The following is a 23,308-nucleotide window of genomic DNA, read 5'->3' on the forward strand; positions in this document are numbered from 1 at the left end:
ATCAGCGGAAGTAGCTCAGAAGGGTATTAATCACCGTGCGCTGATTCACCGGCGCGAGGTTGTAGAACAGTGGCAGACGAAGCAAACGCTCACTTTCTTTGGTGGTGTAGCGATCGTCACCGACAAACTGGCCGAACGCTTCACCCGCCGGGCTGGAGTGCAGCGGAATGTAATGGAACACCGCCATAATCTCAGCTTCTTTCAGGTAAGCGATCAGACTGCTGCGATCGTCGTTGTCGCGCAGTTTGATGTAAAACATATGTGCGTTGTGAACGCAGTCTTCCGGGATCGTCGGCAGCTCAATACGCCCTTTTTGCGCCAGCGGCGTCAGGGCATCGTAATAGGTCTGCCACAGGGTCAAACGCTGCTGGTTGATGCGCTCAGCCGCTTCGAGCTGCGCCCAGAGATAGGCGGCCTGCAGATCGGCCATCAGATAGCTGGAGCCGATATCGCGCCAGGTGTATTTGTCGACCTGACCACGGAAGAACTGGCTGCGGTTGGTCCCTTTTTCGCGGATCACTTCAGCACGCTCCACCAGCGCGCGGTCGTTAATCAGCGTTGCGCCACCTTCACCGCCCGCCGTGTAGTTTTTGGTTTCATGGAAGCTAAAGCAGCCAATATGACCAATAGTACCTAGCGCACGGCCCTTGTAGGTGGACATCACGCCTTGCGCGGCGTCTTCCACCACGAACAGGTTGTGCTTTTTGGCGATGGCCATGATGGTGTCCATCTCACAGGCCACACCCGCATAGTGTACCGGCACAATCGCCCGCGTTTTATCGGTGATCGCCGCTTCAATCAGGGTTTCATCGATGTTCATCGTGTCCGGACGGACATCCACAAAGATAATTTTGGCGCCACGCAGGACAAACGCATTCGCCGTCGAGACGAAGGTGTAGCTCGGCATGATGACTTCGTCGCCCGGCTTGATATCCAGCAGCAGAGCAGCCATCTCCAGCGACGCCGTACAGGATGGCGTCAGCAGCACTTTCGCACTGTGAAAACGCTGCTCCATCCACTGCTGGCAGCGACGGGTGAAACCACCGTCTCCGCAAAGTTTGCCGCTGCCCATGGCAGACTGCATGTAATCAAGTTCGGTGCCCACAACGGGAGGCGCGTTAAATGGAATCATCTTGTCACCTGTATAACCAGTAAGCGGTCGCATCAATGTTGCCACCGCTGGCAATGTAACGTTTAAGCGCGGCGGTGTTGCCCAGTTGGGTCGCCACCCGCAAAGTTGATAACTGACGCTGCGCCGCCCAATTCAGTGCGGCCTGCATAAGTTTCTCGCCCATTCCGCGACCAGCGAGCAGGCCAATACGCGCTTCGCTATCGCTCAATTGGCGCAGCGAGACAAACGCCTGGATATCACCGCTGTTTTCGCGGAAAACCAGACATTCATGGTCAAACGTGCCTTTGACGGCGTTTTCAATCCACTGGGCGTAAAAACGACCGCTGGCGTCGGGCGCATACCACGGGGCGCGGAAACGGCTTTGCGCAAAAGCCTGCGCGGCCATCTGGCGCAGCGCGGGGATATCCTGTTCGGTCGCCACTTCTGCGGCAGCCAGGCTGTGCTGGGTGACGGCAAGGCTCAGATCGACTTCGCCTTCCACCAGCTGAAAACCCAGCGTTTGCAGGGCATCCAGCCAGTCGGCGCGCCCCGCCGGAATTTTGGCCTGTACCCGCTCCCACGGCGAAAAATCCGCCGCCGTGAGTGCCGGAGCATCGTCGCGAAAGCGCACTACCGCAGAGGAGAGACCAAAAAATTCACTCTCCCAGGTTAGCGGTTCAAGTACGCCGGGCAACTCACTCAACGCCACACCCCTTTCGTATCAACAATATACTTCTGCTGCACCGCATCGCTGCTGATGGCTTTGAATTGGCTATGGTCTACAAGCAGAACCAGCACGTCGGCAGAGTTCAGTGCGCTTTCCAACGTCGCGAGCTGGCAGTGCCCGGCCAGTTTCTTCGGCAGGGTATGAATATTTGGCTCCACAACCAGCGTTTCACCGGTGTGCCAGCTGGCAATCATCTCGGCGATGCCCATCGCCGGGCTTTCGCGCAGGTCGTCGATGTTTGGCTTAAACGCCAGGCCAAAGCAGGCGATTTTTATCTCGCTGGCGCGCTTGCCGCTTTCGGCCAGGCAATCCGCTACCGTGGCTTTCACCTGGTTCATTACCCAGTGCGGTTTACCGTCGTTCACTTCACGGGCCGTGCGGATCAGGCGAGCCTGGTCCGGGTTTTGTGCCACGATAAACCACGGGTCCACGGCGATACAGTGACCGCCCACGCCAGGGCCTGGCTGGAGAATATTGACGCGCGGATGGCGGTTCGCCAGGCGAATCAGTTCCCAGACGTTAATTCCCTGGTCGGCACAAATGAGCGACAGTTCGTTAGCAAAGGCGATGTTGACGTCGCGGAAGCTGTTTTCGGTGAGCTTGCACATTTCTGCCGTGCGGGAGTTAGTGACCACGCACTCCCCTTCGAGGAAGATGTTGTAGAGTTCGCTGGCACGCGCAGAGCAGACGGGCGTCATCCCGCCAATTACGCGGTCGTTTTTGATCAGCTCAACCATTACCTGACCGGGCAGAACGCGCTCCGGGCAGTAGGCGATATTGATATCCGCCTGTTCGCCTGCCTGCTGCGGGAAGGTCAAATCAGGGCGTGCTTCCGCCAGCCATTGGGCCATTTGCTCCGTCGCGCCGACGGGAGAAGTGGACTCCAGAATCACCAGCGCGCCTTTCTTCAGCACTGGAGCAAGGGATTTTGCTGCCGCTTCGACATACATCATATCCGGCTCATGCTCGCCTTTAAACGGCGTCGGCACCGCGATCAGATACGCATCGGCCTCCACCGGCGTTGTGCTGGCTTTGAGAAAACCGCCTTCAACTGCGGTTTTGACCACTTTGTCGAGATCCGGCTCCACGATATGAATTTCACCACGGTTAATGGTATCCACCGCATGCTGGTTGATATCCACCCCGATAACCTGTTTTTGACGCGACGCAAAAGCGGCCGCAGTCGGCAGTCCAATGTAGCCAAGACCAATGACAGAGATGGTAGAAAAACTCATAGCGTTACCCGATTATGTTTAAGTGCATGCAAAATACGACTGCAGGCCTGCCCGTCACCATAAGGATTATGGGCGTGGCTCATCGCCTGGTACTCTTTTTCATTGTGCAGCAGGCGTGTCACCTCTGCCACGAGATGTTTAGTGTCGGTCCCAACCAGGCGTACCGTTCCGGCTTTAATAGCTTCCGGGCGCTCGGTCGTTTCACGCATCACCAGCACCGGTTTACCCAGCGACGGTGCCTCTTCCTGAATGCCGCCGGAGTCGGTCAAAATCAGCCACGCGTGGTTCATCAGCCAGACGAACGGCAAATAATCCTGCGGCTCAATGAGGATCACGTTTTCGATATGGCCGAGGATGCGGTTAACCGGCTCGCTGACGTTCGGGTTGAGGTGGACCGGATAGACGATCTGGACGTCAGGGTTTTGCGCGGCGATCTCCGCCAGCGCATGGCAGATCTGCTCGAACCCACGGCCAAAGCTCTCGCGGCGATGGCCCGTCACCAGGATCATCTTTTTGCCAGCGGTGAGGAACGGATAGCGCACCGCCAGCTCTTCGCGCAGAGCGTCGCTGGCCATCACGCGATCGCGAACCCAAATCAGGGCGTCAATCACCGTATTGCCGGTCACGAAAATTTTGTCATCACGGATGTTTTCGCGCAGCAGGTTCTGCCGGGAATTTTCGGTTGGCGCAAAGTGATACATTGCCAGATGACCGGTGAGCGTACGGTTGGCCTCTTCAGGCCACGGAGAATAAAGGTCGCCGGTGCGCAAACCGGCTTCAACGTGCCCGACCGGGATGCGTTGATAGAATGCCGCCAGGCTGGTTGCAATGGTGGTAGTGGTATCGCCGTGCACCAGAACCACGTCTGGTTTAAACGATTCCAGAATAGGCTTTAGCCCTTCCAGAATGCGGCAGGTAATTTCGGTCAATCCCTGCCCCGGTTTCATAATATTGAGATCGTAATCCGGGACAATAGAAAAGAGATTTAAAACCTGATCAAGCATCTCCCGATGCTGCGCGGTAACGCAAACTTTCGCCTCAAACCAGGGATCATTTGCCAGCGCATGGACCAGCGGCGCCATCTTGATGGCTTCCGGCCTTGTGCCAAATACGGTAAGTACTTTCACATCGATTCTCTTCGATTAGGTGATGAAGGCCGAAGCCTTCATCGTAGACGGCGTTCTTAATTTGTGCGACGACGTGTTAACGCCACGCCTGCGCCCGTCAATGCGCCCACAATCCCCCACATGATCATCAGGAATGCGCGACGCGGACTATCGCGTTTTACAGGTTCTTCAGGCGTTCGCAAATAACGATAGGTCTGAAAACGCGGGTCCAGTGTAGGACCGACATTCAGGGTATTGAGCATCGCGCGGTTCTGGTCGTAGTCGAGATCAAAATCTGGCCCAACGGCCTGCAGATTTTCCAGGCGTGCCTGCAGCATCGGACGGCCCAGCAGGAACATTTCTGAATCCGGCAGTTCATCAGCCGGAACGTCCGTTTCACTGCGGGAGATATTGCGCTGCTCGGCAATTTTCAGTGCCTGTTCAATGTTATGGACGCGGCGGGAGAAAATGGCTTTGGCCACCTCTTCCTGGCGTTTGACCTGCGCCTTCATTTGGATAGTACGCGCGGCCCAGGCCCCTTTCAGCTCATCATTCAGATGGCTCGCGGCGCGCTGGCTGGCAAATGCCACGTACTGACGCAGCAGGTTATTGGCGTCCGGCGCGGTTTCGGCAATCAGCTTAACGTTATCGTTTATATTGCGCAGGATGTCGCCTGGCGTGAACTGGATGTTGTTGATCAGATCGTCGAGCAGTGCGGCGTCGGCTTTACTGTTGCCGACCATACGCTGCTTGTAATAATCGGTCTGGGACCAGAAATCACGACGCGTATCCCAGGAAGCCAGCTGCATGATGAACTCCTTGTAAGATTCATCCATCACCGAGGGCTGATCCGAAGAGGCCAGATTGGCTTTAATGTCGAGATTACGCAGGAACTGCTGCTGCGAATAGAATCCGCCCAGCATATTCACCGTTGGTCGATCGGTAATCGCTGTCGCGCTCCACTCTTGTTTCGCAAAAAAGGTATACGCCAGCGCTAATAGCGCGAACCCCAGCGCGATCCCAGCAATCCACAGTTTGCCCGCCCATAAAACACGAAACAAACCACGAACATCTAGCTCATTCTCAGTTACCACTGATTTCGCTCCCGCCAACGGTTGAGTCATCACAATCCCGTTTTTACTTAGTTAATGTTGGATTTTTACCACTGTTTCTACGCATCCGGCGTTTTACACGTTTAATGAAGCGCGCGACTTTCCATGCGCGTTTAATGCAATAGCCGTACATGAAGAATGCTAGCAAGAATAATACCAACATTACCCATTCAGGAATAAAGTGCGCATATTCTGCTGCCACGCCGATACCTGCCAACAGCGCGGCGGCGAGGGTAATCAGCACAAATGCCTGACGTGAAGTAAAACCTGCACGCATGATCAGATGATGAATATGCTGGCGGTCCGGCGAGAAAGGACTCATACCTTTACGCAGACGGCGGTACATGATTGCCACCATGTCCATCAGCGGAATAGCAATAATCCACAGCGCCGTTACCGGGCTAATCGGGTGGGTTTTACCCTGAGTGGTTTCCAGCAAAATCCAGATAACGGTGAAACCAATCAGCGTACTGCCCGCATCACCCATGAAAACTTTATAGCGACGGCCCAGCACACCGAGGTTAAGCAGGATATAAGGAAGGATGGCCGCAATCATGGCGAAACACCACATTGACAGGCTGTACTGACCATCAAACCATAGAATGATGCCGATTGCGGCAAAGGATACGGACGAGAGACCGCCCAACAGGCCATCAATCCCATCTACCATGTTAAAGGCGTTGATAGCAGCCCACACCGCGAAGAGCGTCAGGAAGAAGCCGAAGGGACCGAGCACCATCTCCCAGGTACCGAAGATGTAGCCGAGACTGCTCAGATAGAGCTTACCAACCACCATCATAATGATGCCGATTGCAGCCTGCACCGAAGCGCGGAATTTTACGCTGATATCGAAACGATCATCGAGCGCGCCCACCAGCACCAGCACCCCTGCACAGGCCAGATAGAGTGCTGCATGGGGGATATAATAATCTGCGATTCCAAAGGTGAAGCAAATACCCGCGTAAACGGAGATCCCCCCGACCAATGGGATCAAGCCCTGATGGCGTTTACGATAATTGGGTTTATCCACTAACCCGATTCTTTTTGCCACCTTGCGCGCAATGAACAAAAAACAGGTTGTGAATAAAAATATACTGATTAGCTCAGTAACCGCAGTGAGTAGATTCACAATGCATGCTCTCAACAAAAGTTAGTCCTGGAAGTATAACTACGAAGCCATAGCTCCCGAAGGATTAAAGCCAGCCTCTTACAACTCCCTTTGTATGTTTTTCAATCAATTACTTTTTGACGCAACAAACATTCTAATTGTCGCACTGGTTAGTCAAAAATGGGAGTCTGCGGTTATAGCGTATAGTCCAAAAAAAGAAAACGCCACGTAAAAACGTGGCGTTGGCTGGGTTTATTTGTATTACGAGCGTTTCATCATGTCGAAGAATTCGTCGTTTGTCTTAGTCATTGCCAGCTTATTGATGAGGAATTCCATTGCATCGATTTCGCCCATTGGGTGAATGATCTTACGCAGAATCCACATTTTCTGCAGCTCTTCCTGGGTGGTGAGCAGCTCTTCTTTACGGGTACCGGAACGGTTGTAGTCGATTGCCGGGAAGACGCGCTTCTCTGCAATTTTACGGGAGAGGTGCAGTTCCATGTTACCTGTACCTTTAAATTCTTCGTAAATAACTTCATCCATTTTGGAGCCGGTATCAATCAGCGCGGTCGCGATGATGGTCAGGCTTCCGCCCTCTTCCACGTTACGCGCAGCACCGAAGAAGCGTTTTGGACGGTGCAGGGCGTTGGCATCCACACCACCGGTCAATACTTTGCCGGAAGCAGGAACCACGGTGTTGTACGCACGCGCCAGACGAGTGATGGAGTCGAGCAGAATGATAACGTCTTTTTTATGTTCAACCAGACGCTTCGCTTTCTCGATAACCATTTCAGCAACCTGAACGTGGCGAGACGCTGGCTCATCAAAGGTAGAAGCAACCACTTCACCTTTGACCAGACGCTGCATCTCGGTCACTTCTTCTGGACGCTCATCGATCAGCAGAACCATCAGCACGCAATCAGGGTGGTTGTAAGCAATGCTCTGTGCGATGTTCTGCAGCAGCATTGTTTTACCCGCTTTCGGCGGTGCCACAATCAGACCACGCTGACCACGACCAATCGGAGAAGCCAGATCCAGAACGCGAGCCGTCAGGTCTTCGGTAGAACCGTTACCACGCTCCATGCGCAGACGCGAGTTAGCGTGCAGCGGCGTTAAGTTTTCGAACAGGATCTTGTTGCGCGAGTTTTCAGGTTTATCGTAGTTAACTTCGTTAACTTTCAACAGCGCGAAGTAGCGTTCACCCTCTTTTGGAGGACGAATCTTACCTGAAATGGTGTCACCTGTGCGGAGGTTGAAACGGCGGATTTGGCTAGGGGATACGTAGATGTCATCAGGACCGGCGAGGTAGGAGCTGTCTGCAGAACGGAGGAAACCAAATCCGTCTTGCAATATCTCCAGGACACCGTCGCCAAAGATATCTTCGCCACTCTTTGCGTGCTGCTTCAGGATGGCAAAAATAATGTCCTGCTTGCGCATACGAGCCTGGTTTTCCAGCCCCATATTTTCGCCGAGAGTGATCAGCTCAGAAACCGGCGTATTCTTTAATTCGGTAAGATTCATAATGGTGTGGGTTCTTAAACTCGGGGTGAAACTCGAACTTAATGTTGTGAATGGTATGGCAGGGTCATCCATGCCTGTTAGCGGCCATCAACTCATGTCTGTTCGCTGTCTGGTCAAAGGGGAAGCACAGAACTGAAACGACAAGACGGATTGAGTGACAAGCCCGGAATCTATCTGCCTCTCGCATCGTTCATTTAACAATGGGAAGCATCGGGTAAAACCAGAACGACAAGGTATGTTTAAATCGAAGTCATAGGTAACTTAGCACGACTAAAGCCGGGCGTCCAGAGATCCACAGAATTTCGGAATCCAGACCCCGGCCGAGAAACCTTACGCCAGATTAGCGTCCAGGAACTCTTTCAGCTGACCTTTGGACAGTGCGCCCACTTTGGTTGCAGCCACTTCGCCGTTTTTGAACAGCAGCAGGGTTGGGATACCACGGATGCCGTACTTCGGCGCGGTGCCCGGGTTCTGGTCGATGTTCAGCTTGGCAATCGTCAGTTTGCCCTGATATTCGTCAGCGATTTCATCCAGAATCGGAGCGATCATTTTGCAAGGACCACACCATTCAGCCCAGAAATCGACGAGGATCAGCCCGTCAGCTTTAAGTACGTCCGTGTCAAAACTGTCGTCAGTCAGGTGAATAATTTTATCGCTCATATATAACTCCACAGGAATAAGCCTGGCGTGTTGGTGTAGGATTAATCAACGACGTGTTGATGTAGCATTAACCAACTAAAGGTTGACTTTATTTCACCGGATACGCTTTCGTAAAGCAATAGTAAGCTGATATTCTACCACACTATGAGCAAAACACATTTAACAGAACAGAAGTTTTCCGACTTCGCCCTGCACGCAAAAGTTATCGAAGCCCTTGAAAATAAAGGCTTTCATAACTGCACGCCCATTCAAGCCCTCGCTCTGCCGCTCACGCTGGCAGGTCGCGATGTTGCAGGGCAGGCGCAAACCGGTACTGGCAAAACGATGGCGTTTTTGACGTCAACGTTTCATTATTTACTTTCTCATCCAGCAATTGCTGACCGAAAAGTTAACCAACCGCGTGCGCTGATCATGGCTCCAACGCGAGAACTTGCGGTGCAGATCCATGCCGACGCTGAACCTCTGGCACAGACCACTGGCCTGAAATTAGGGCTGGCTTATGGCGGCGACGGCTACGATAAACAGCTCAAAGTGCTGGAAAGCGGCGTTGATATTCTGATCGGTACTACCGGTCGTCTGATCGACTACGCGAAGCAAAATCACATCAACCTCGGTGCCATCCAGGTTGTGGTCCTCGATGAAGCCGATCGCATGTACGATTTGGGCTTTATTAAAGACATCCGCTGGCTGTTCCGTCGTATGCCACCTACCACGCAGCGTCTGAACATGCTGTTCTCTGCGACTCTCTCTTACCGCGTCCGTGAACTGGCGTTCGAACAGATGAATAACGCCGAATACGTGGAAGTCGAGCCAGAACAGAAAACGGGTCACCGTATTAAAGAAGAGCTCTTCTATCCATCGAATGAAGAGAAGATGCGTCTGCTGCAAACGCTGATCGAAGAAGAGTGGCCAGATCGCGCCATTATCTTTGCCAACACTAAGCATCGCTGCGAAGACATCTGGGGCCACCTTGCCGCAGACGGACATCGCGTTGGCCTGCTGACGGGTGACGTTGCACAGAAAAAACGTCTGCGCATCCTTGAAGAATTTACCCGTGGCGACCTGGATATTCTGGTAGCAACCGACGTTGCTGCACGTGGCCTGCACATCCCTGCTGTCACACACGTCTTTAACTACGATCTCCCTGACGATTGCGAAGACTACGTTCACCGCATTGGCCGTACCGGTCGTGCTGGCGCAAGCGGCCACTCCATCAGCCTCGCCTGTGAAGAGTACGCCCTGAACCTTCCTGCCATCGAGACGTACATCGGCCACTCCATTCCGCAGAGCAAATACAATCCGGAAGCCCTGTTGAGTGAACTGCCTCCGGCGAAGCGCCTCACGCGCGCCCGCTCCGGCAATGGCCCACGCCGCACCGGCGGAGCACCACGTAACCGTCGTCGTTCAGGTTAAATATTATGCTCAGTTCCACCTCGCTCTATGCAGCTATTGATTTAGGTTCAAATAGTTTTCATATGCTGGTTGTACGCGAGGTGGCGGGGAGCATACAGACCCTGACGCGCATTAAGCGCAAGGTCCGCCTCGCGGCGGGCCTGAGCAGCGATAATTACCTCTCCCCTGAAGCGATGGAACGCGGCTGGCAATGCCTGCGCCTCTTCGCTGAACGTCTGCAGGATATTCCGCACAATCAAATTCGCGTTGTGGCGACCGCCACGTTGCGATTGGCTGTGAACTCCGTCGATTTTATTGCTAAAGCGCAGGAAATTCTCGGCTGTCCGGTACAGGTCATCAGCGGTGAAGAAGAAGCGCGCCTGATTTATCAGGGTGTCGCCCACACTACCGGGGGTGACGATCGCCGTCTGGTGGTGGATATCGGTGGTGCCAGTACGGAACTGGTCACAGGCAACGGATCGCAGGCGACGTCGTTGTTTAGCCTGTCGATGGGCTGCGTCACCTGGCTGGAGCGCTATTTTACCGATCGTAATCTCGCACAAGAGAACTTCGACGAGGCCGAAAAAGCCGCGCGCGAAGTGCTGCATCCGGTGATGGATGAGCTGCGATATCACGGCTGGAAAGTGTGTGTCGGCGCGTCGGGCACCGTTCAGGCTCTGCAAGAGATCATGATGGCGCAGGGAATGGACGAGCGGATTACGCTGGCGAAACTTCAGCAGCTTAAACAGCGCGCTATTCAGTGTGGACGTCTGGAAGAGCTGGAAATTGAAGGGCTGACGCTTGAGCGCGCGCTGGTGTTCCCGAGCGGTCTGGCGATCCTGATCGCCATTTTCACCGAATTAGAAATCCACTGCATGACGCTGGCTGGCGGCGCGCTGCGCGAAGGGCTGGTTTACGGCATGCTTCATCTGGCTGTAGAACAAGACATTCGCAGCCGGACGCTGCGTAACGTTCAGCGTCGTTTTATCGTTGATACGGAACAGGCACAGCGCGTGGCCCAACTGGCCTCAAGCTTTGCCGATCAGGTGGCAACCACCTGGGCGCTCGAACCCTTGAGCCGCGATTTACTCCTGAGCGCCTGTGCGCTGCATGAGATTGGCCTGAGTATCGATTTCAAACAGGCGCCGATTCATGCCGCGTACCTGGTGCGTCATCTGGATCTGCCTGGTTTTACTCCGGCACAGAAAAAGCTGCTGGCGACATTGCTGCTTAACCAGACCAACACGGTCGATCTCTCTTCTTTGCATCAGCAAAATGCCGTTCCGCCGCGCGTGGCCGAGCATCTCTGTCGACTGCTGCGCCTGGCGATTTTGTTTGCCAGCCGTCGTCGCGCGGATCTGCTGCCCGCCATTACCCTTTCTGCGGAAGGCGAAAACCTGACGCTTACGCTGCCGGATAACTGGCTGGATAATCATCCGCTTGGCGCGGAGATGATCGAACAGGAATGCCAGTGGCAGAGTTACGTCCACTGGGCACTGGAAATTAAATAGCGCCGCTATTTTTCTTTGGCTTTCGCCAGCATGGCGCGAATGTTCGCGACGTTCGCCTGGCCCTTGTGCATCCTCTCTTCCGCCGTAATCACTTTTCGTTCCTGTTCCCAGATCAGATCGTCCTGCGGCAGTTCCAACAGGAAACGGCTCGGCTCCGGGCGCACCAGTTCGCCATACTGACGCCGCTCTTTGCACAGGGTAAAAATCAGCTCTTTTTGCGCACGCGTGATACCCACGTAGGCCAGACGTCGCTCTTCGTCGACGTTGTCCTCATCAATGCTGCTCTGATGCGGCAGTAACCCTTCTTCCATTCCCACCAGATAGACATACGGGAACTCCAGGCCTTTGGACGCGTGCAGCGTCATCAGCTGAACCTGATCCGCCTCTTCTTCGCTCTCGCCGCGCTCCATCATATCGCGCAGGGTAAACCGCGTGACCACTTGCGTCAGCGTCATCGGCTCGTCGATATCAGAACCTTCCAGCATCTCGGTCATCCAGGTGAAGAGCTGGTTGACGTTTTTCATGCGCATTTCTGCCGCTTTCGGGCTGGCGGAGGTTTCATATAGCCAGGACTCATAATCCACGCCGTGGATCAGATCGCGCACGGCGGCGATCGGCTCGCGCTCGGCAAGACGCTGGATTTCCGCCAGCCACTGGGTGAAGCGCGTGAGCGACTCGTAGCCGCGCCCGGTCAGCGTCTGGCTAAGACCCATGTCGAAGCTGGCGGTGAACATGCTTTTGTTGCGGGTCATCGCCCACTCGCCCAGCTTTTGCAGCGTCGCCGGTCCAATTTCACGCTTCGGTGTATTCACGATGCGTAAAAAAGCGCTGTCATCGTCCGGGTTAGTCAGCACGCGTAAATAGGCAAGCAAGTCTTTGATTTCAGGGCGGGAGAAGAACGAGGTCCCGCCGGAAATTTTGTATGGAATGCGGTTTTGCATCAGCATTTTTTCAAAGACGCGCGACTGATGGTTTCCGCGATAAAGGATGGCGTAGTCTTTGTACGCGGTTTTGTTGACGAAGTGATGGGCGATCAGTTCGCCGGCCACGCGCTCGGCCTCGTGCTCTTCATTGTTGGCACTTAAGACTTTCAGTTCGGTGCCGTATCCCAGCTCAGAGAAGAGGCGCTTTTCGAACACGTGTGGGTTGTTGGCGATCAGGATGTTTGCCGCTTTCAGGATGCGCCCTGACGAACGGTAGTTCTGCTCCAGCTTAATCACCTGCAACGCCGGAAAATCTTTGCTCAGCAACACCAGGTTTTGTGGCCGTGCCCCACGCCAGGAGTAGATCGACTGGTCATCGTCGCCCACAACCGTAAAGCGCGCGCGCTGCCCCACCAGCAGTTTTACCAGCTCGTACTGGCTGGTGTTGGTGTCCTGGTATTCATCCACCAGCAGATAGCGGATTTTGTTTTGCCAGCGCTCGCGCACCTCTTCATTACGCTGAAGCAGTAGCGTCGGTAGCAGGATAAGATCGTCAAAATCGAGAACATTACAGGCCTTGAGATGGTCATCATACAGGCTGTAACAATGTGCAAAGATCCGATCCCGCTCGCCTTTGGCGCTCGCCGCCGCTTGCGCGGGAGTCATCAGATCGTTTTTCCAGTTTGAGATCGTGGAGATCAACTGCTGGAGAATCGTCTTGTCCTCTTCGAGCCGCCCTTCGGTCAACTCTTTCAGCAGCGCCATCTGATCCGTATCGTCGAACAGGGAGAAATTCGATTTCATTCCCAGCGCGGCGTATTCGCGCTTAATGATATCCAGGCCCAGCGTGTGGAACGTGGAGATCATCAGACCGCGCGCCTCTTTGCGCCCTAGCGTCTGCCCGACACGCTCCTTCATCTCACGCGCCGCTTTATTGGTGAAGGTAACCGCCGCAATGTGACGCGCCTGATAGCCGTAGCCGCGAATCAGATGGGCGATTTTATTGGTGATTACACGCGTCTTTCCGGAACCCGCACCCGCCAGCACCAGGCAAGGTCCGGTGACGAATTCGACGGCTTGTTGTTGTCCGGGGTTTAAACGCATAAGAAGTTCACTCAATGAAGGTCGGGAGGAGAAGAAAAAGGAAAATCGCGTGTGGTAGTATAGCGAGCCTAATCCATACCACTCAAGGCACGATCATGGCAAAAACAGCAGCAGCACTGCATATTCTTGTTAAAGAAGAGAAACTGGCACTGGATCTTCTGGAGCAGATCAAAAACGGCGCGGACTTCGAGAAACTGGCAAAGAAACACTCTACCTGCCCGTCAGGCAAAAAAGGCGGCCACTTAGGTGAATTCCGTCAAGGCCAGATGGTTCCTGCGTTTGATAAAGTGGTGTTCTCCTGCCCGGTGCTGGAGCCAACAGGCCCACTGCACACCCAGTTCGGTTACCACATCATTAAAGTGCTGTACCGCAACTAAGCAGCAAAAAGCCCGGTGGCGGCTACGCCTTACCGGGCTTACTGAGTGTCATTTCGATTTGCAAAAAAGCGCTTAATGCGCACAACCCTACTCAGTGACCGGGCTGTGCGAATGCTGCCAACGCATCTGCAACTCGAAAGGTGATGAGGTATCAGCCAGCGACGGCGATACGCTTCATATCTTTCATATAACCGCGCAGCGTATGGCCCACGCTCTCAATTGCATGGCTACGAATCGCTTCGTTCACATCACGCAGCTGAGCGTTATCCACCGTGCCTTCCGCAATCGCTTTACCCAGATCGCCTGGCTGCAGAGTCGTCATGAACTCTTTCAGCAGAGGTACGCAAGCGTAAGAGAACAGGTAGTTACCGTACTCAGCGGTATCAGAGATAACCACGTTCATCTCGTACAGACGCTTACGGGCGATAGTGTTGGCAATCAGCGGCAGCTCGTGCAGTGATTCATAGTACGCAGACTCTTCGATGATGCCGGAATCCACCATAGTTTCGAACGCCAGTTCAACGCCCGCTTTCACCATCGCGATCATCAGAACACCTTTATCGAAGTACTCTTGCTCGCTGATTTTACCGTCAAACTGGGCAGCGGTTTCGAACGCGGTTTTGCCGGTCTCTTCACGCCAGGTCAGCAGTTTTTTATCGTCGTTGGCCCAGTCAGCCATCATGCCGGAGGAGAATTCGCCGGAGATGATGTCATCCATATGTTTCTGGAACAGCGGCGCCATGATCTCTTTCAGCTGCTCAGAGAGCGCATAAGCACGCAGTTTTGCCGGGTTGGACAGACGGTCCATCATCAGCGTGATACCGCCCTGTTTCAGCGCTTCGGTGATGGTTTCCCAGCCGAATTGAATCAGTTTTTCTGCGTAAGACGGGTCGGTACCCTCTTCCACCAGCTTGTCGAAGCACAGCAGAGAACCGGCCTGCAGCATACCGCACAGGATAGTCTGCTCGCCCATCAGGTCAGATTTCACTTCTGCCACGAAGGAAGATTCCAGGACACCTGCACGGTGACCGCCGGTAGCCGCAGCCCAGGCTTTGGCAATCGCCATGCCTTCGCCCTTCGGATCGTTTTCCGGGTGAACCGCAATCAGGGTTGGCACACCGAAACCACGTTTGTACTCTTCACGCACTTCGGTGCCCGGGCACTTCGGCGCAACCATCACCACGGTGATGTCTTTACGGATCTGCTCGCCCACTTCAACGATGTTGAAACCATGAGAATAACCCAGCGCCGCGCCGTCTTTCATCAGCGGCTGAACAGAGCGCACAACGTCGGAGTGCTGTTTGTCCGGCGTCAGGTTAACCACCAGATCTGCCTGCGGGATCAGCTCTTCGTAGGTACCCACTTTGAAGCCGTTTTCGGTCGCTTTACGCCATGAAGCACGTTTCTCAGCGATCGCTTCTTTACGCAGGGCGTAAGCGATGTCCAGACCGGAGTCACGCATGTTCAGGCCCTGGTTCAGCCCCTGTGCGCCACAGCCGACGATGACCACTTTTTTACCCTGAAGGTAGCTCGCGCCATCGGCGAATTCATCGCGCGCCATAAAGCGGCATTTGCCCAACTGTGCCAGCTGCTGACGCAGATTCAGTGTATTGAAGTAGTTAGCCATGGTGAACTCCGTGATGTTGTGTTGCTTATTGTTCGGGTCGCTTATGCGAGAATGAACTTACTATATGACAGGAAATTTATTGCGGAAATTGATATATTCACAACGTCACATTGCAATTTCTGCAATGTAAAACCGTGGGGAGCGATCTGTGGATTTACGCGATCTCAAAACCTTTCTGCATCTGGCAGAAAGCCGTCATTTTGGCCGCAGCGCCCGGGCCATGCACGTCAGTCCCTCCACGCTCTCCCGGCAAATTCAGCGCCTGGAAGAGGACCTCGGTCAGGCGCTATTTGTGCGCGACAACCGCACCGTAACGCTCACGGAAGCGGGTGAAGAACTGCGAACGTTCGCCCAACAGACCTTACTTCAGTACCAGCAGTTGCGGCACACCATCGATCAGCAGGGGCCGTCCCTCTCTGGCGAACTGCATATCTTCTGCTCCGTGACGGCGGCTTATAGCCACCTGCCGCCGATTCTCGATCGTTTTCGTGCTGAACATCCGTCGGTAGAAATCAAGCTCACCACGGGCGATGCCGCAGATGCGATGGAAAAAGTGGTGACGGGTGAAGCGGATCTGGCGATTGCGGGTAAACCCGAAACGCTGCCCGGTGCGGTCGCGTTTTCGATGCTGGAGAATCTGGCCGTGGTGTTAATCGCTCCGGCTCTTCCGTGCCCGGTGCGCAATCAGATATCCGTCGATAATCCTGACTGGGCAACGGTACCGTTCATCATGGCCGACCAGGGGCCCGTCCGCCGCCGCATCGAACTGTGGTTCCGTCGCCAAAAAATCAGCAACCCGTCGATTTATGCGACAGTAGGCGGGCACGAAGCAATGGTGTCGATGGTGGCGCTCGGCTGTGGCGTGGCGTTGCTGCCGGAAGTGGTGCTGGAAAACAGCCCGGAGCCGGTGCGTAATCGCGTGATGATTTTAGAGCGGAGCGATGAGAAAACGCCGTTTGAGCTTGGCGTATGCGCACAAAAAAAGCGGCTACATGAGCCGCTTATTGACGCGTTTTGGCAGATATTGCCGAACCACTAGCCCGCCAGGAAGAACCTGAACGCCGGGTTATGGGTCTCGTCGTGACAATCGTAACCCAGCTCATTCAGCCGCGTTTCGAAATCCGGTTCGTGCTCGCCCAGTTCGAATGCCGCTAACACACGCCCGTAGTCGGTACCATGGCTACGGTAGTGGAACAGAGAGATGTTCCAGTGCGTGCCGAGGGTGTGCAGGAACTTCAGCAACGCGCCCGGTGATTCCGGGAACTCAAAGCTGAACAGACGTTCCTGTAACGGCTTCGACGGACGCCCGCCGACCATATAGCGCACATGCAGCTTCGCCATTTCGTCATCAGAGAGATCCACCACGCTGTAGCCGCCTTCATTCAGCAGGTGGAGGATCTCTTTGCGCTCCTCCAGCCCACGGCTCAGACGCACACCGACAAAAATGCAGGCATCTTTCGCATCGGCAAAGCGATAGTTAAACTCTGTGACGGAACGCCCGCCGAGCAGCTGGCAGAATTTGAGGAAACTGCCCTTCTCTTCCGGGATTGTCACCGCCAGCAGCGCTTCGCGTTGCTCACCCAGCTCGCAGCGTTCGGACACGTAGCGCAGGCCGTGGAAGTTGACGTTCGCGCCGGACAGCACATGCGCCAGGCGTTCCCCGCGAATGTTGTGCTGAGCGATGTATTTTTTCATTCCCGCCAGCGCCAGAGCACCCGACGGCTCCGCGACTGCACGGACATCCTCGAACAGATCTTTCATAGCCGCGCAGATCGCATCGCTGTCGACGGTGATGATGTCGTCGAGATACTCCTGGCAAACGCGGAAGGTCTCATCGCCAATGCGCTTGACCGCAACGCCCTCAGCAAACAGCCCGACGCGCGGGAGATCGACCGGATGACCGGCATCCAGCGCCGCTTTCAGGCAGGCGGAATCTTCCGCTTCCACCGCAATCACCTTGATCTGTGGCATCAGCTGTTTGATAAGCACTGCGACACCCGCCGCCAGACCACCGCCGCCCACCGGGACAAACACCCTATCGAGATGCGCATCTTGCTGCAACAGCTCCAGCGCCAGCGTGCCCTGCCCTGCAATCACCATAGGGTGATCGAACGGTGGCACCCAGGTAAAGCCCTGCTGCTGCGCCAGTTCGATGGCGCGTGCCTTCGCTTCGTCAAAATTGGCACCGTGCAGGAGCACTTCGCCACCAAAACCGCGAACCGCATCCACTTTGATATCCGCCGTGGCCACCGGCATCACGATCAGCGCCTTCAGCCCTAAACGCGCGGCGGAAAACGCCACGCCCTGGGCGTGATTCCCCGCAGAGGCGGTGATGACGCCGCGTGCTTTTTGCTCTTCGGTTAGCCCGGCCATCATCGCGTAGGCACCGCGCAGCTTGAAGCTGTGTACCGGCTGGCGATCTTCGCGTTTCACCAGGATCACGTTATCGAGACGGGACGACAGCTTGTCCATTTTCTGCAGCGGCGTGACCTGCACAGCCTCATAGACCGGTGCGCGCAGCACCGCTCTGAGATATTCCGCCCCCTCAGGGGCGGCGGATAAGGGTTGTGATTCGGCCATCATTAGCCCCCAAGCTTGGATTTATCGCGCACCGCGCCTTTGTCCGCACTGGTGGCAAGGGTGGCATAAGCGCGCAGGGCGAAGGAGACTTCACGCTGGCGATCTTTTGGCGTCCAGGCTTTATCGCCACGGGCTTCCTGTGCTTCACGACGCGCGGCAATTTCCTGCTCGCTCAGCTGCAGCTGAATGCCGCGATTTGGAATGTCGATCGCAATCATGTCGCCGTCTTCAATGATGGCGATGTTGCCGCCGCTCGCGGCTTCCGGAGAAACGTGGCCGATAGAGAGACCAGAGGTACCGCCGGAGAAACGACCATCGGTGATCAGTGCGCAGGCTTTGCCGAGACCCATGGATTTCAGGAAGGTGGTCGGATAGAGCATTTCTTGCATGCCCGGCCCGCCTTTTGGCCCTTCGTAGCGGATAACAACCACATCGCCCGCCACCACTTTACCGCCCAGAATCGCGTCTACCGCAGCGTCCTGGCTTTCGTACACTTTCGCCGGACCGGTGAATTTCAGAATGCTGTCGTCCACACCCGCTGTTTTTACGATGCAGCCGTTTTCAGCAAAGTTGCCGTACAGCACGGCCAGACCGCCGTCCTTGCTATAGGCATTTTCCAGAGAACGGATGCAGCCTTCAGCGCGGTCGTCATCCAGGGTGTCCCAGCGGCAGTCCTGCGAGAAGGCTTGCGTGGTGCGAATACCTGCCGGACCGGCGCGGAACATCTTTTTCACCGCATCGTCTTTGGTCAGCATCACGTCGTACTGCTCCAGCGTTTGCGGCAGCGTTAGGCCGAGAATGTTTTTCACTTCACGGTTCAGCAGACCGGCACGTTCCAGCTCGCCGAGAATACCCAGCACGCCACCGGCACGGTGTACGTCTTCCATGTGGTATTTCTGCGTACTTGGCGCGACCTTACACAGCTGCGGCACTTTGCGGGAAAGCTTGTCGATGTCACTCATGGTGAAATCAATTTCAGCTTCCTGCGCCGCAGCCAGCAGGTGCAGAACGGTATTGGTGGAACCGCCCATGGCGATATCCAGCGTCATGGCATTTTCGAACGCCGCTTTGTTGGCGATGTTGCGCGGCAGTGCGCTGACGTCGTCTTGCTCGTAATAACGTTTGGTCAGTTCCACGATGCGAGTACCCGCATTCAGGAACAGCTGTTTGCGGTCGGCGTGCGTTGCCAGCAGGGAGCCGTTACCTGGCTGGGAAAGGCCGAGGGCTTCGGTCAGGCAGTTCATGGAGTTGGCGGTGAACATCCCGGAACAGGAACCGCAGGTCGGACACGCTGAGCGCTCAACCTGATCGCTCTGCTCGTCGGAGACTTTCGGGTCCGCGCCCTGAATCATCGCGTCGACCAGGTCGAGCTTGATGATTTTGTCAGAAAGCTTGGTTTTACCGGCTTCCATCGGGCCGCCAGAGACGAAGATCACCGGAATGTTCAGGCGCAGGGACGCCATCAGCATCCCTGGGGTGATTTTGTCGCAGTTGGAGATACACACCATCGCATCGGCGCAGTGGGCGTTAACCATGTACTCGACCGAATCGGCGATCAGCTCGCGCGACGGCAGTGAATAGAGCATGCCCCCGTGGCCCATCGCGATACCATCATCGACAGCGATGGTATTGAACTCTTTCGCCACGCCGCCTGCGGCTTCAATTTGCTCAGCAACCAGTTTACCCAGATCGCGCAGGTGGACGTGCCCCGGCACAAACTGGGTAAAGGAGTTAACCACAGCGATAATCGGCTTACCGAAGTCAGCGTCGGTCATCCCGGTAGCGCGCCACAGCGCGCGGGCACCGGCCATATTACGGCCATGGGTGGTGGTGGCGGAACGATACTTAGGCATGCTCTTTTACTCCCGTCTGAATATTCACTGGGACGGTGCGTGCCGTCCCAAAATTATGCTTATGAATTAACTTGATCCAACCAGCCCCATTTATCTTCCGTTTCACCGGTGAAGAGGCCAAAGAATGCATCCTGAATACGTTTGGTGACCGGGCCACGACGGCCTTCGCCGACCTGAATGCCGTCCACGCTGCGAACCGGGGTGATTTCAGCCGCGGTACCGGACATAAATACTTCATCTGCCAGGTACAGGGATTCGCGGGACAGAACCTGCTCACGGACTTCGATACCCAGATCTTTCGCCAGCTTGATGATCGCATCACGAGTGATGCCCGGCAGTGCAGAGGAGGTGAATGGCGGGGTAAACAGAATGCCATCTTTCACTTCAAACAGGTTTTCACCGGCGCCTTCTGAGATGTAGCCGTTCACGTCCAGAGCGATACCTTCCTGATAACCGTGGCGGCGCGCTTCGCTACCGACCAGCAGGGAAGAGAGGTAGTTACCGCCCGCTTTCGCGGCCGTTGGGATGGTGTTTGGTGCGACGCGATTCCAGGATGAAACCATTGCGTCGATCCCCTGCTCCAGAGCTTCTGCACCCAGATAAGCTCCCCACGGGAACGCGGCAATGATGACGTCAGTGGAGTAACCGGCTGGCGGGTTAACGCCCATGCCCACATCACCCACGAAGACCAGCGGGCGAATATAGGCGCTGGTCAGATTGTTTTTGCGAAGCACTTCGCGGCACGCTTCCATCAGCTCATCAACGCTCTGAGAGACCGGGAAACGATAAATTTTGGCTGAGTCATGCAGACGCTGCATGTGTTCGCGATGGCGGAACACCACTGGTCCTTTGTGAGAGTCGTAGCAACGGACACCTTCAAACACAGAGGTACCGTAATGCAGGGCGTGAGACATCACGTGTACCGTGGCATCTTCCCAACGAACCATCTCACCGTTGAACCAAATGTAATCAGCTTTCTTCGTCGTCATGTTTTCTTCCTGTCACGCTTAAGCGCGGATTTGTTGTGATGTGGTTGTGCTCTGGCAGATGGCCACATGGGCAACATCTACCAGTTTACTTAACTGGCTAAACAGTAAGTCGACCGACCGTGGACTGGCAACGGTCAATTCGATATTTATGTTCTGGGCATCGGTGGCGGTTTCCATATTCATGGCACAGATCTGAAAACCACGGTGGCGAACTACGCGCAATACGCGTTCTAATGTTTCTGGGTTGAAGCGGGCCTGAACGGCGACCTGATGTTGCATCATGATAATTTCTCCATCATTTGTGCGTTACTGGCGCCAGGTGGCACCAACGGCCAGACATTCTCAAGTTCGTCGATTGAGACATGAAGCAGGTATGGCCCTTCGCTGGACAGCATGGTGTCGAGTGCCGCTTCAACCTGGTCTTTACGGGTGATGTGTTGGCCAGGGATGCCGAAGGCGCTGGCCAGCACGAGGAAATCAGGATTATCAGTGAGGGTAGTTTCGCTGTAGCGCTCCTGGAAAAAGAGCTGCTGCCACTGGCGAACCATGCCTAAACGTTGGTTATCCAGTAACAGGATTTTCAGCGGCAGCTGTTTGCGTTTGACCGTGCCCAGCTCCTGCACGTTCATCATGAACGACCCATCCCCCGAAACGCAGATGACCGTATCATTTGGGCGCGCAACCTGAGCGCCTACGGCTGCTGGCAGGCCGAAGCCCATGGTGCCTAATCCGCTGGAGGTGATGAAATTTTCCGGGCGGGTGTAGGTCATATGCTGGGCAGACCACATCTGGTGCTGGCCGACATCGGTGGTAACGACGCAGTCAGCTGGTTTGCGATCCGACAGCTGTTTTAACAGCAGTGGAGCGTAAATTGCCTCACCAGGATGATCGTAACGCCAGCTATTTTCCACGCGCATCTGCGCCGTGTGCTGACGCCATTCATTGATGGACAACGGCTGCTGCAACGCCGGTAACAGCGCGTTCAGATCGCCCTGCAACGCCACGTGCGCCTGGCGCAGTTTATTCATTTCGGCCGGATCGATATCCATATGGATCACTTTGGCATTCGGGGCGAAAGTGTTCAGCTTACCGGTCACACGGTCGTCGAAACGCGCGCCAACGGCGATCAGGAGGTCGCACTCTTGCACTGCTAGGTTTGCGGCCTTGGTGCCATGCATCCCCAGCATGCCGAGGTAATACGGGTAATCCGCTTCAACAGCACCCAGTCCTTTCAGGGTGCAGGTCGCAGGGATTTGCGTTGCAGCGATAAATTCACGCAGCGCGGGAACCGCTTGCGCCATCCCCACTCCGCCCCCGACATACAGCATCGGCTGCTGCGCCTGTGCCAGCATCTGGCGAGCCAGTTCAACTTCCACCTGCGGGAAAAAGTCATCATTTTCGACAGTGGAGAAGTGCGGTTCTAAATCGCCGACTGCTACCTGAATATCTTTAGGAATATCAATCAGAACGGGGCCAGGACGGCCTGAGTTTGCCACCTGGAAGGCCTCTGCCATGACACGCGGCAGCTCTTCCAGCGACTGCACCAGGAAGCTATGCTTGGTGCAGGCCAGGGACAAACCGAGAACGTCCACTTCCTGAAACGCATCGGTACCAATAAACGGTGAGGCAACCTGCCCGGTAATGGCGACGACGGGAACGGAATCGAGCAGCGCATCGGCAAGGCCAGTGATCAGGTTGGTCGCACCCGGTCCTGAAGTAGCCATGCAAACGCCCGTTTTACCGGTCGCGCGGGCGAAACCAATCGCCGCCATCGCCGCGCCCTGTTCGTGTCGACACAACAGGTGCTCCACGCCGCCGTCATACAGTGCATCGTAAATCGGCATAATTGCGCCACCCGGATAACCGAAGACCGTCTCGACTCCTTGCGCTCGCAACGCATGTACTACCCATTGTGCCCCGTTCATAGTGAGTTCCCCGTCATAAATCTGGAGAAACAGAATTTTGTGCTAGTTGTCATTATCTGCTCCTCATTTAATTTTTTAGGTCATAAAAAAACCCCCGGACCTTTCGGTGCGGGGGTCTTAGTTCGTTAAGGCTTGTTTTTTAAGCCTTTCCTCGTCCAAGTGCAGCCCCGCACGGTGGGATAATAATCACCACCACGCTAATCACGACCAGGCTAATCACTAGTAGAAGGGCTGTCATTTTGAGTTCTTTTGGCATCTTGTTCGAAGGAATACCTAAAGAGGTATCACAGACATTGAATTAAACACAAGAAATATTTATGACGCGATTGCTTAGCCAGCAAATACTTTCGCAAAAAATGTTTGTTTTATATAAGGAAAATAGAAAATGAATATTTTTCATTTTTTAATAGCGTCTCCAACAGAGAAAACGTCGATTTTTGCGCATTT

21 protein-coding genes are annotated in these 23,308 nt (G+C 54.9%); 4 read left to right on the plus strand and 17 right to left on the minus strand.

Annotated features, from left to right (window positions below; translation table 11 throughout):
- Position 1: 1 nt before the first annotated feature.
- The 8 genes from rffA to trxA all read right to left on the minus strand — a co-directional run bounded on the left by rffA (position 2) and on the right by trxA (position 8,580).
- Positions 2–1,132 carry a dTDP-4-amino-4,6-dideoxygalactose transaminase gene (gene rffA, locus ACB496_RS21655; protein WP_123429969.1) on the minus strand — a complete coding sequence of 377 codons (1,131 nt, stop codon included), beginning with the start codon at positions 1,130–1,132 and terminating at the stop codon, positions 2–4.
- Positions 1,133–1,136: 4 nt separating this feature from the next.
- Positions 1,137–1,814 carry a dTDP-4-amino-4,6-dideoxy-D-galactose acyltransferase gene (gene rffC, locus ACB496_RS21660; RefSeq protein WP_371973745.1) on the minus strand — a complete coding sequence of 226 codons (678 nt, stop codon included), beginning with the start codon at positions 1,812–1,814 and terminating at the stop codon, positions 1,137–1,139.
- Positions 1,811–3,073, minus strand: coding sequence for a UDP-N-acetyl-D-mannosamine dehydrogenase (gene wecC, locus ACB496_RS21665; protein ID WP_371973747.1), 1,263 nt, complete (start codon positions 3,071–3,073; stop codon positions 1,811–1,813). Before wecC ends, rffC begins: the two co-directional genes overlap by 4 nt.
- Positions 3,070–4,200 (minus strand): non-hydrolyzing UDP-N-acetylglucosamine 2-epimerase, encoded by a 1,131-nt coding sequence (gene wecB, locus ACB496_RS21670; RefSeq protein ID WP_371973749.1) that lies wholly within the window; start codon positions 4,198–4,200, stop codon positions 3,070–3,072. The genes wecC and wecB overlap by 4 nt, the downstream gene beginning before the upstream one ends.
- A gap of 56 nt (positions 4,201–4,256) precedes the next feature.
- Positions 4,257–5,303 carry an ECA polysaccharide chain length modulation protein gene (gene wzzE, locus ACB496_RS21675; RefSeq protein WP_100778419.1) on the minus strand — a complete coding sequence of 349 codons (1,047 nt, stop codon included), beginning with the start codon at positions 5,301–5,303 and terminating at the stop codon, positions 4,257–4,259.
- A gap of 13 nt (positions 5,304–5,316) precedes the next feature.
- The gene (gene wecA / locus ACB496_RS21680) at positions 5,317–6,420 is read right to left on the minus strand and encodes a UDP-N-acetylglucosamine--undecaprenyl-phosphate N-acetylglucosaminephosphotransferase (protein WP_100778418.1); all 1,104 of its coding nucleotides are present in this window, start codon (positions 6,418–6,420) and stop codon (positions 5,317–5,319) included.
- 240 nt (positions 6,421–6,660) lie between these two features.
- Positions 6,661–7,920: a transcription termination factor Rho gene (gene rho / locus ACB496_RS21685; RefSeq protein WP_061706582.1), complete on the minus strand. Its 1,260-nt coding sequence runs from the start codon at positions 7,918–7,920 to the stop codon at positions 6,661–6,663.
- A gap of 330 nt (positions 7,921–8,250) precedes the next feature.
- Positions 8,251–8,580, minus strand: a complete 330-nt coding sequence (gene trxA, locus ACB496_RS21690; RefSeq protein ID WP_002437994.1) for a thioredoxin TrxA — start codon at positions 8,578–8,580, stop codon at positions 8,251–8,253.
- Positions 8,581–8,724: 144 nt separating this feature from the next.
- Here trxA and rhlB point away from each other — a divergent pair, with 144 nt between their 5' ends.
- On the plus strand, positions 8,725–9,993 hold the full coding sequence (gene rhlB, locus ACB496_RS21695; protein ID WP_100778417.1) for an ATP-dependent RNA helicase RhlB: 1,269 nt from the start codon (positions 8,725–8,727) through the stop codon (positions 9,991–9,993).
- A 5-nt stretch (positions 9,994–9,998) separates the two neighbouring features.
- Positions 9,999–11,483 carry a guanosine-5'-triphosphate,3'-diphosphate diphosphatase gene (gppA, locus tag ACB496_RS21700; protein WP_371973753.1) on the plus strand — a complete coding sequence of 495 codons (1,485 nt, stop codon included), beginning with the start codon at positions 9,999–10,001 and terminating at the stop codon, positions 11,481–11,483.
- A 5-nt stretch (positions 11,484–11,488) separates the two neighbouring features.
- On the opposite strand, the gene rep is transcribed toward gppA, so the two are convergent.
- The gene (gene rep, locus ACB496_RS21705; protein ID WP_371973755.1) at positions 11,489–13,510 is read right to left on the minus strand and encodes a DNA helicase Rep; all 2,022 of its coding nucleotides are present in this window, start codon (positions 13,508–13,510) and stop codon (positions 11,489–11,491) included.
- Positions 13,511–13,605: 95 nt separating this feature from the next.
- Between rep and ppiC the strand changes: the two genes are divergently transcribed.
- Positions 13,606–13,887: a peptidylprolyl isomerase PpiC gene (gene ppiC / locus ACB496_RS21710; RefSeq protein ID WP_015960967.1), complete on the plus strand. Its 282-nt coding sequence runs from the start codon at positions 13,606–13,608 to the stop codon at positions 13,885–13,887.
- Positions 13,888–14,038: 151 nt separating this feature from the next.
- Here the strand turns inward: ppiC and ilvC are convergent, their stop codons facing one another.
- A complete protein-coding gene (gene ilvC / locus ACB496_RS21715) occupies positions 14,039–15,514 on the minus strand; it encodes a ketol-acid reductoisomerase (RefSeq protein ID WP_100778414.1) in 1,476 nt (491 codons plus the stop codon).
- Between the two features lie 148 nt (positions 15,515–15,662).
- Here ilvC and ilvY point away from each other — a divergent pair, with 148 nt between their 5' ends.
- Positions 15,663–16,553 carry an HTH-type transcriptional activator IlvY gene (gene ilvY, locus ACB496_RS21720; RefSeq protein ID WP_100778413.1) on the plus strand — a complete coding sequence of 297 codons (891 nt, stop codon included), beginning with the start codon at positions 15,663–15,665 and terminating at the stop codon, positions 16,551–16,553.
- On the opposite strand, the gene ilvA is transcribed toward ilvY, so the two are convergent.
- The 7 genes from ilvA to ilvL form a co-directional block, all read right to left on the minus strand.
- Entirely contained in the window at positions 16,550–18,094 is a 1,545-nt protein-coding gene (gene ilvA, locus ACB496_RS21725; RefSeq protein WP_102105673.1) for a threonine ammonia-lyase, biosynthetic, read from the minus strand. The genes ilvY and ilvA overlap by 4 nt on opposite strands.
- Positions 18,095–18,096: 2 nt before the next feature.
- Positions 18,097–19,947 (minus strand): dihydroxy-acid dehydratase, encoded by a 1,851-nt coding sequence (gene ilvD / locus ACB496_RS21730; RefSeq protein WP_107702630.1) that lies wholly within the window; start codon positions 19,945–19,947, stop codon positions 18,097–18,099.
- A 59-nt stretch (positions 19,948–20,006) separates the two neighbouring features.
- The gene (ilvE, locus tag ACB496_RS21735) at positions 20,007–20,936 is read right to left on the minus strand and encodes a branched-chain-amino-acid transaminase (protein ID WP_100778411.1); all 930 of its coding nucleotides are present in this window, start codon (positions 20,934–20,936) and stop codon (positions 20,007–20,009) included.
- An 18-nt stretch (positions 20,937–20,954) separates the two neighbouring features.
- Positions 20,955–21,218, minus strand: coding sequence for an acetolactate synthase 2 small subunit (gene ilvM, locus ACB496_RS21740; RefSeq protein ID WP_095283916.1), 264 nt, complete (start codon positions 21,216–21,218; stop codon positions 20,955–20,957).
- A complete protein-coding gene (gene ilvG, locus ACB496_RS21745) occupies positions 21,215–22,861 on the minus strand; it encodes an acetolactate synthase 2 catalytic subunit (protein ID WP_371973759.1) in 1,647 nt (548 codons plus the stop codon). The genes ilvM and ilvG overlap by 4 nt, the downstream gene beginning before the upstream one ends.
- Positions 22,858–22,914, minus strand: coding sequence for a peptide IlvX (ilvX, locus tag ACB496_RS21750; RefSeq protein ID WP_194514210.1), 57 nt, complete (start codon positions 22,912–22,914; stop codon positions 22,858–22,860). Before ilvX ends, ilvG begins: the two co-directional genes overlap by 4 nt.
- An 86-nt stretch (positions 22,915–23,000) precedes the next feature.
- Positions 23,001–23,099, minus strand: coding sequence for an ilv operon leader peptide (gene ilvL, locus ACB496_RS21755; protein WP_023620831.1), 99 nt, complete (start codon positions 23,097–23,099; stop codon positions 23,001–23,003).
- Positions 23,100–23,308 lie beyond the last annotated feature (209 nt).

Source organism: Lelliottia nimipressuralis, from assembly GCF_041464075.1.
Taxonomy (GTDB): domain Bacteria; phylum Pseudomonadota; class Gammaproteobacteria; order Enterobacterales; family Enterobacteriaceae; genus Enterobacter; species Enterobacter nimipressuralis.

Bases quoted from the DNA above. Each gene is read 5' to 3' on its own strand.
- trxA (WP_002437994.1), bottom strand. From the start codon at position 8,580: ATGAGCGATAAAATTATTCACCTGACTGACGACAGTTTTGACACGGAC.
- wecC (WP_371973747.1), bottom strand. From the start codon at position 3,073: ATGAGTTTTTCTACCATCTCTGTCATTGGTCTTGGCTACATTGGACTG.
- rho (WP_061706582.1), bottom strand. From the start codon at position 7,920: ATGAATCTTACCGAATTAAAGAATACGCCGGTTTCTGAGCTGATCACT.
- ilvC (WP_100778414.1), bottom strand. From the start codon at position 15,514: ATGGCTAACTACTTCAATACACTGAATCTGCGTCAGCAGCTGGCACAG.
- ppiC (WP_015960967.1), top strand. From the start codon at position 13,606: ATGGCAAAAACAGCAGCAGCACTGCATATTCTTGTTAAAGAAGAGAAA.
- ilvG (WP_371973759.1), bottom strand. From the start codon at position 22,861: ATGAACGGGGCACAATGGGTAGTACATGCGTTGCGAGCGCAAGGAGTC.
- ilvL (WP_023620831.1), bottom strand. From the start codon at position 23,099: ATGACAGCCCTTCTACTAGTGATTAGCCTGGTCGTGATTAGCGTGGTG.
- rhlB (WP_100778417.1), top strand. From the start codon at position 8,725: ATGAGCAAAACACATTTAACAGAACAGAAGTTTTCCGACTTCGCCCTG.
- gppA (WP_371973753.1), top strand. From the start codon at position 9,999: ATGCTCAGTTCCACCTCGCTCTATGCAGCTATTGATTTAGGTTCAAAT.
- ilvE (WP_100778411.1), bottom strand. From the start codon at position 20,936: ATGACGACGAAGAAAGCTGATTACATTTGGTTCAACGGTGAGATGGTT.
- rffA (WP_123429969.1), bottom strand. From the start codon at position 1,132: ATGATTCCATTTAACGCGCCTCCCGTTGTGGGCACCGAACTTGATTAC.
- ilvA (WP_102105673.1), bottom strand. From the start codon at position 18,094: ATGGCCGAATCACAACCCTTATCCGCCGCCCCTGAGGGGGCGGAATAT.
- ilvM (WP_095283916.1), bottom strand. From the start codon at position 21,218: ATGATGCAACATCAGGTCGCCGTTCAGGCCCGCTTCAACCCAGAAACA.
- ilvD (WP_107702630.1), bottom strand. From the start codon at position 19,947: ATGCCTAAGTATCGTTCCGCCACCACCACCCATGGCCGTAATATGGCC.
- rep (WP_371973755.1), bottom strand. From the start codon at position 13,510: ATGCGTTTAAACCCCGGACAACAACAAGCCGTCGAATTCGTCACCGGA.
- wzzE (WP_100778419.1), bottom strand. From the start codon at position 5,303: ATGACTCAACCGTTGGCGGGAGCGAAATCAGTGGTAACTGAGAATGAG.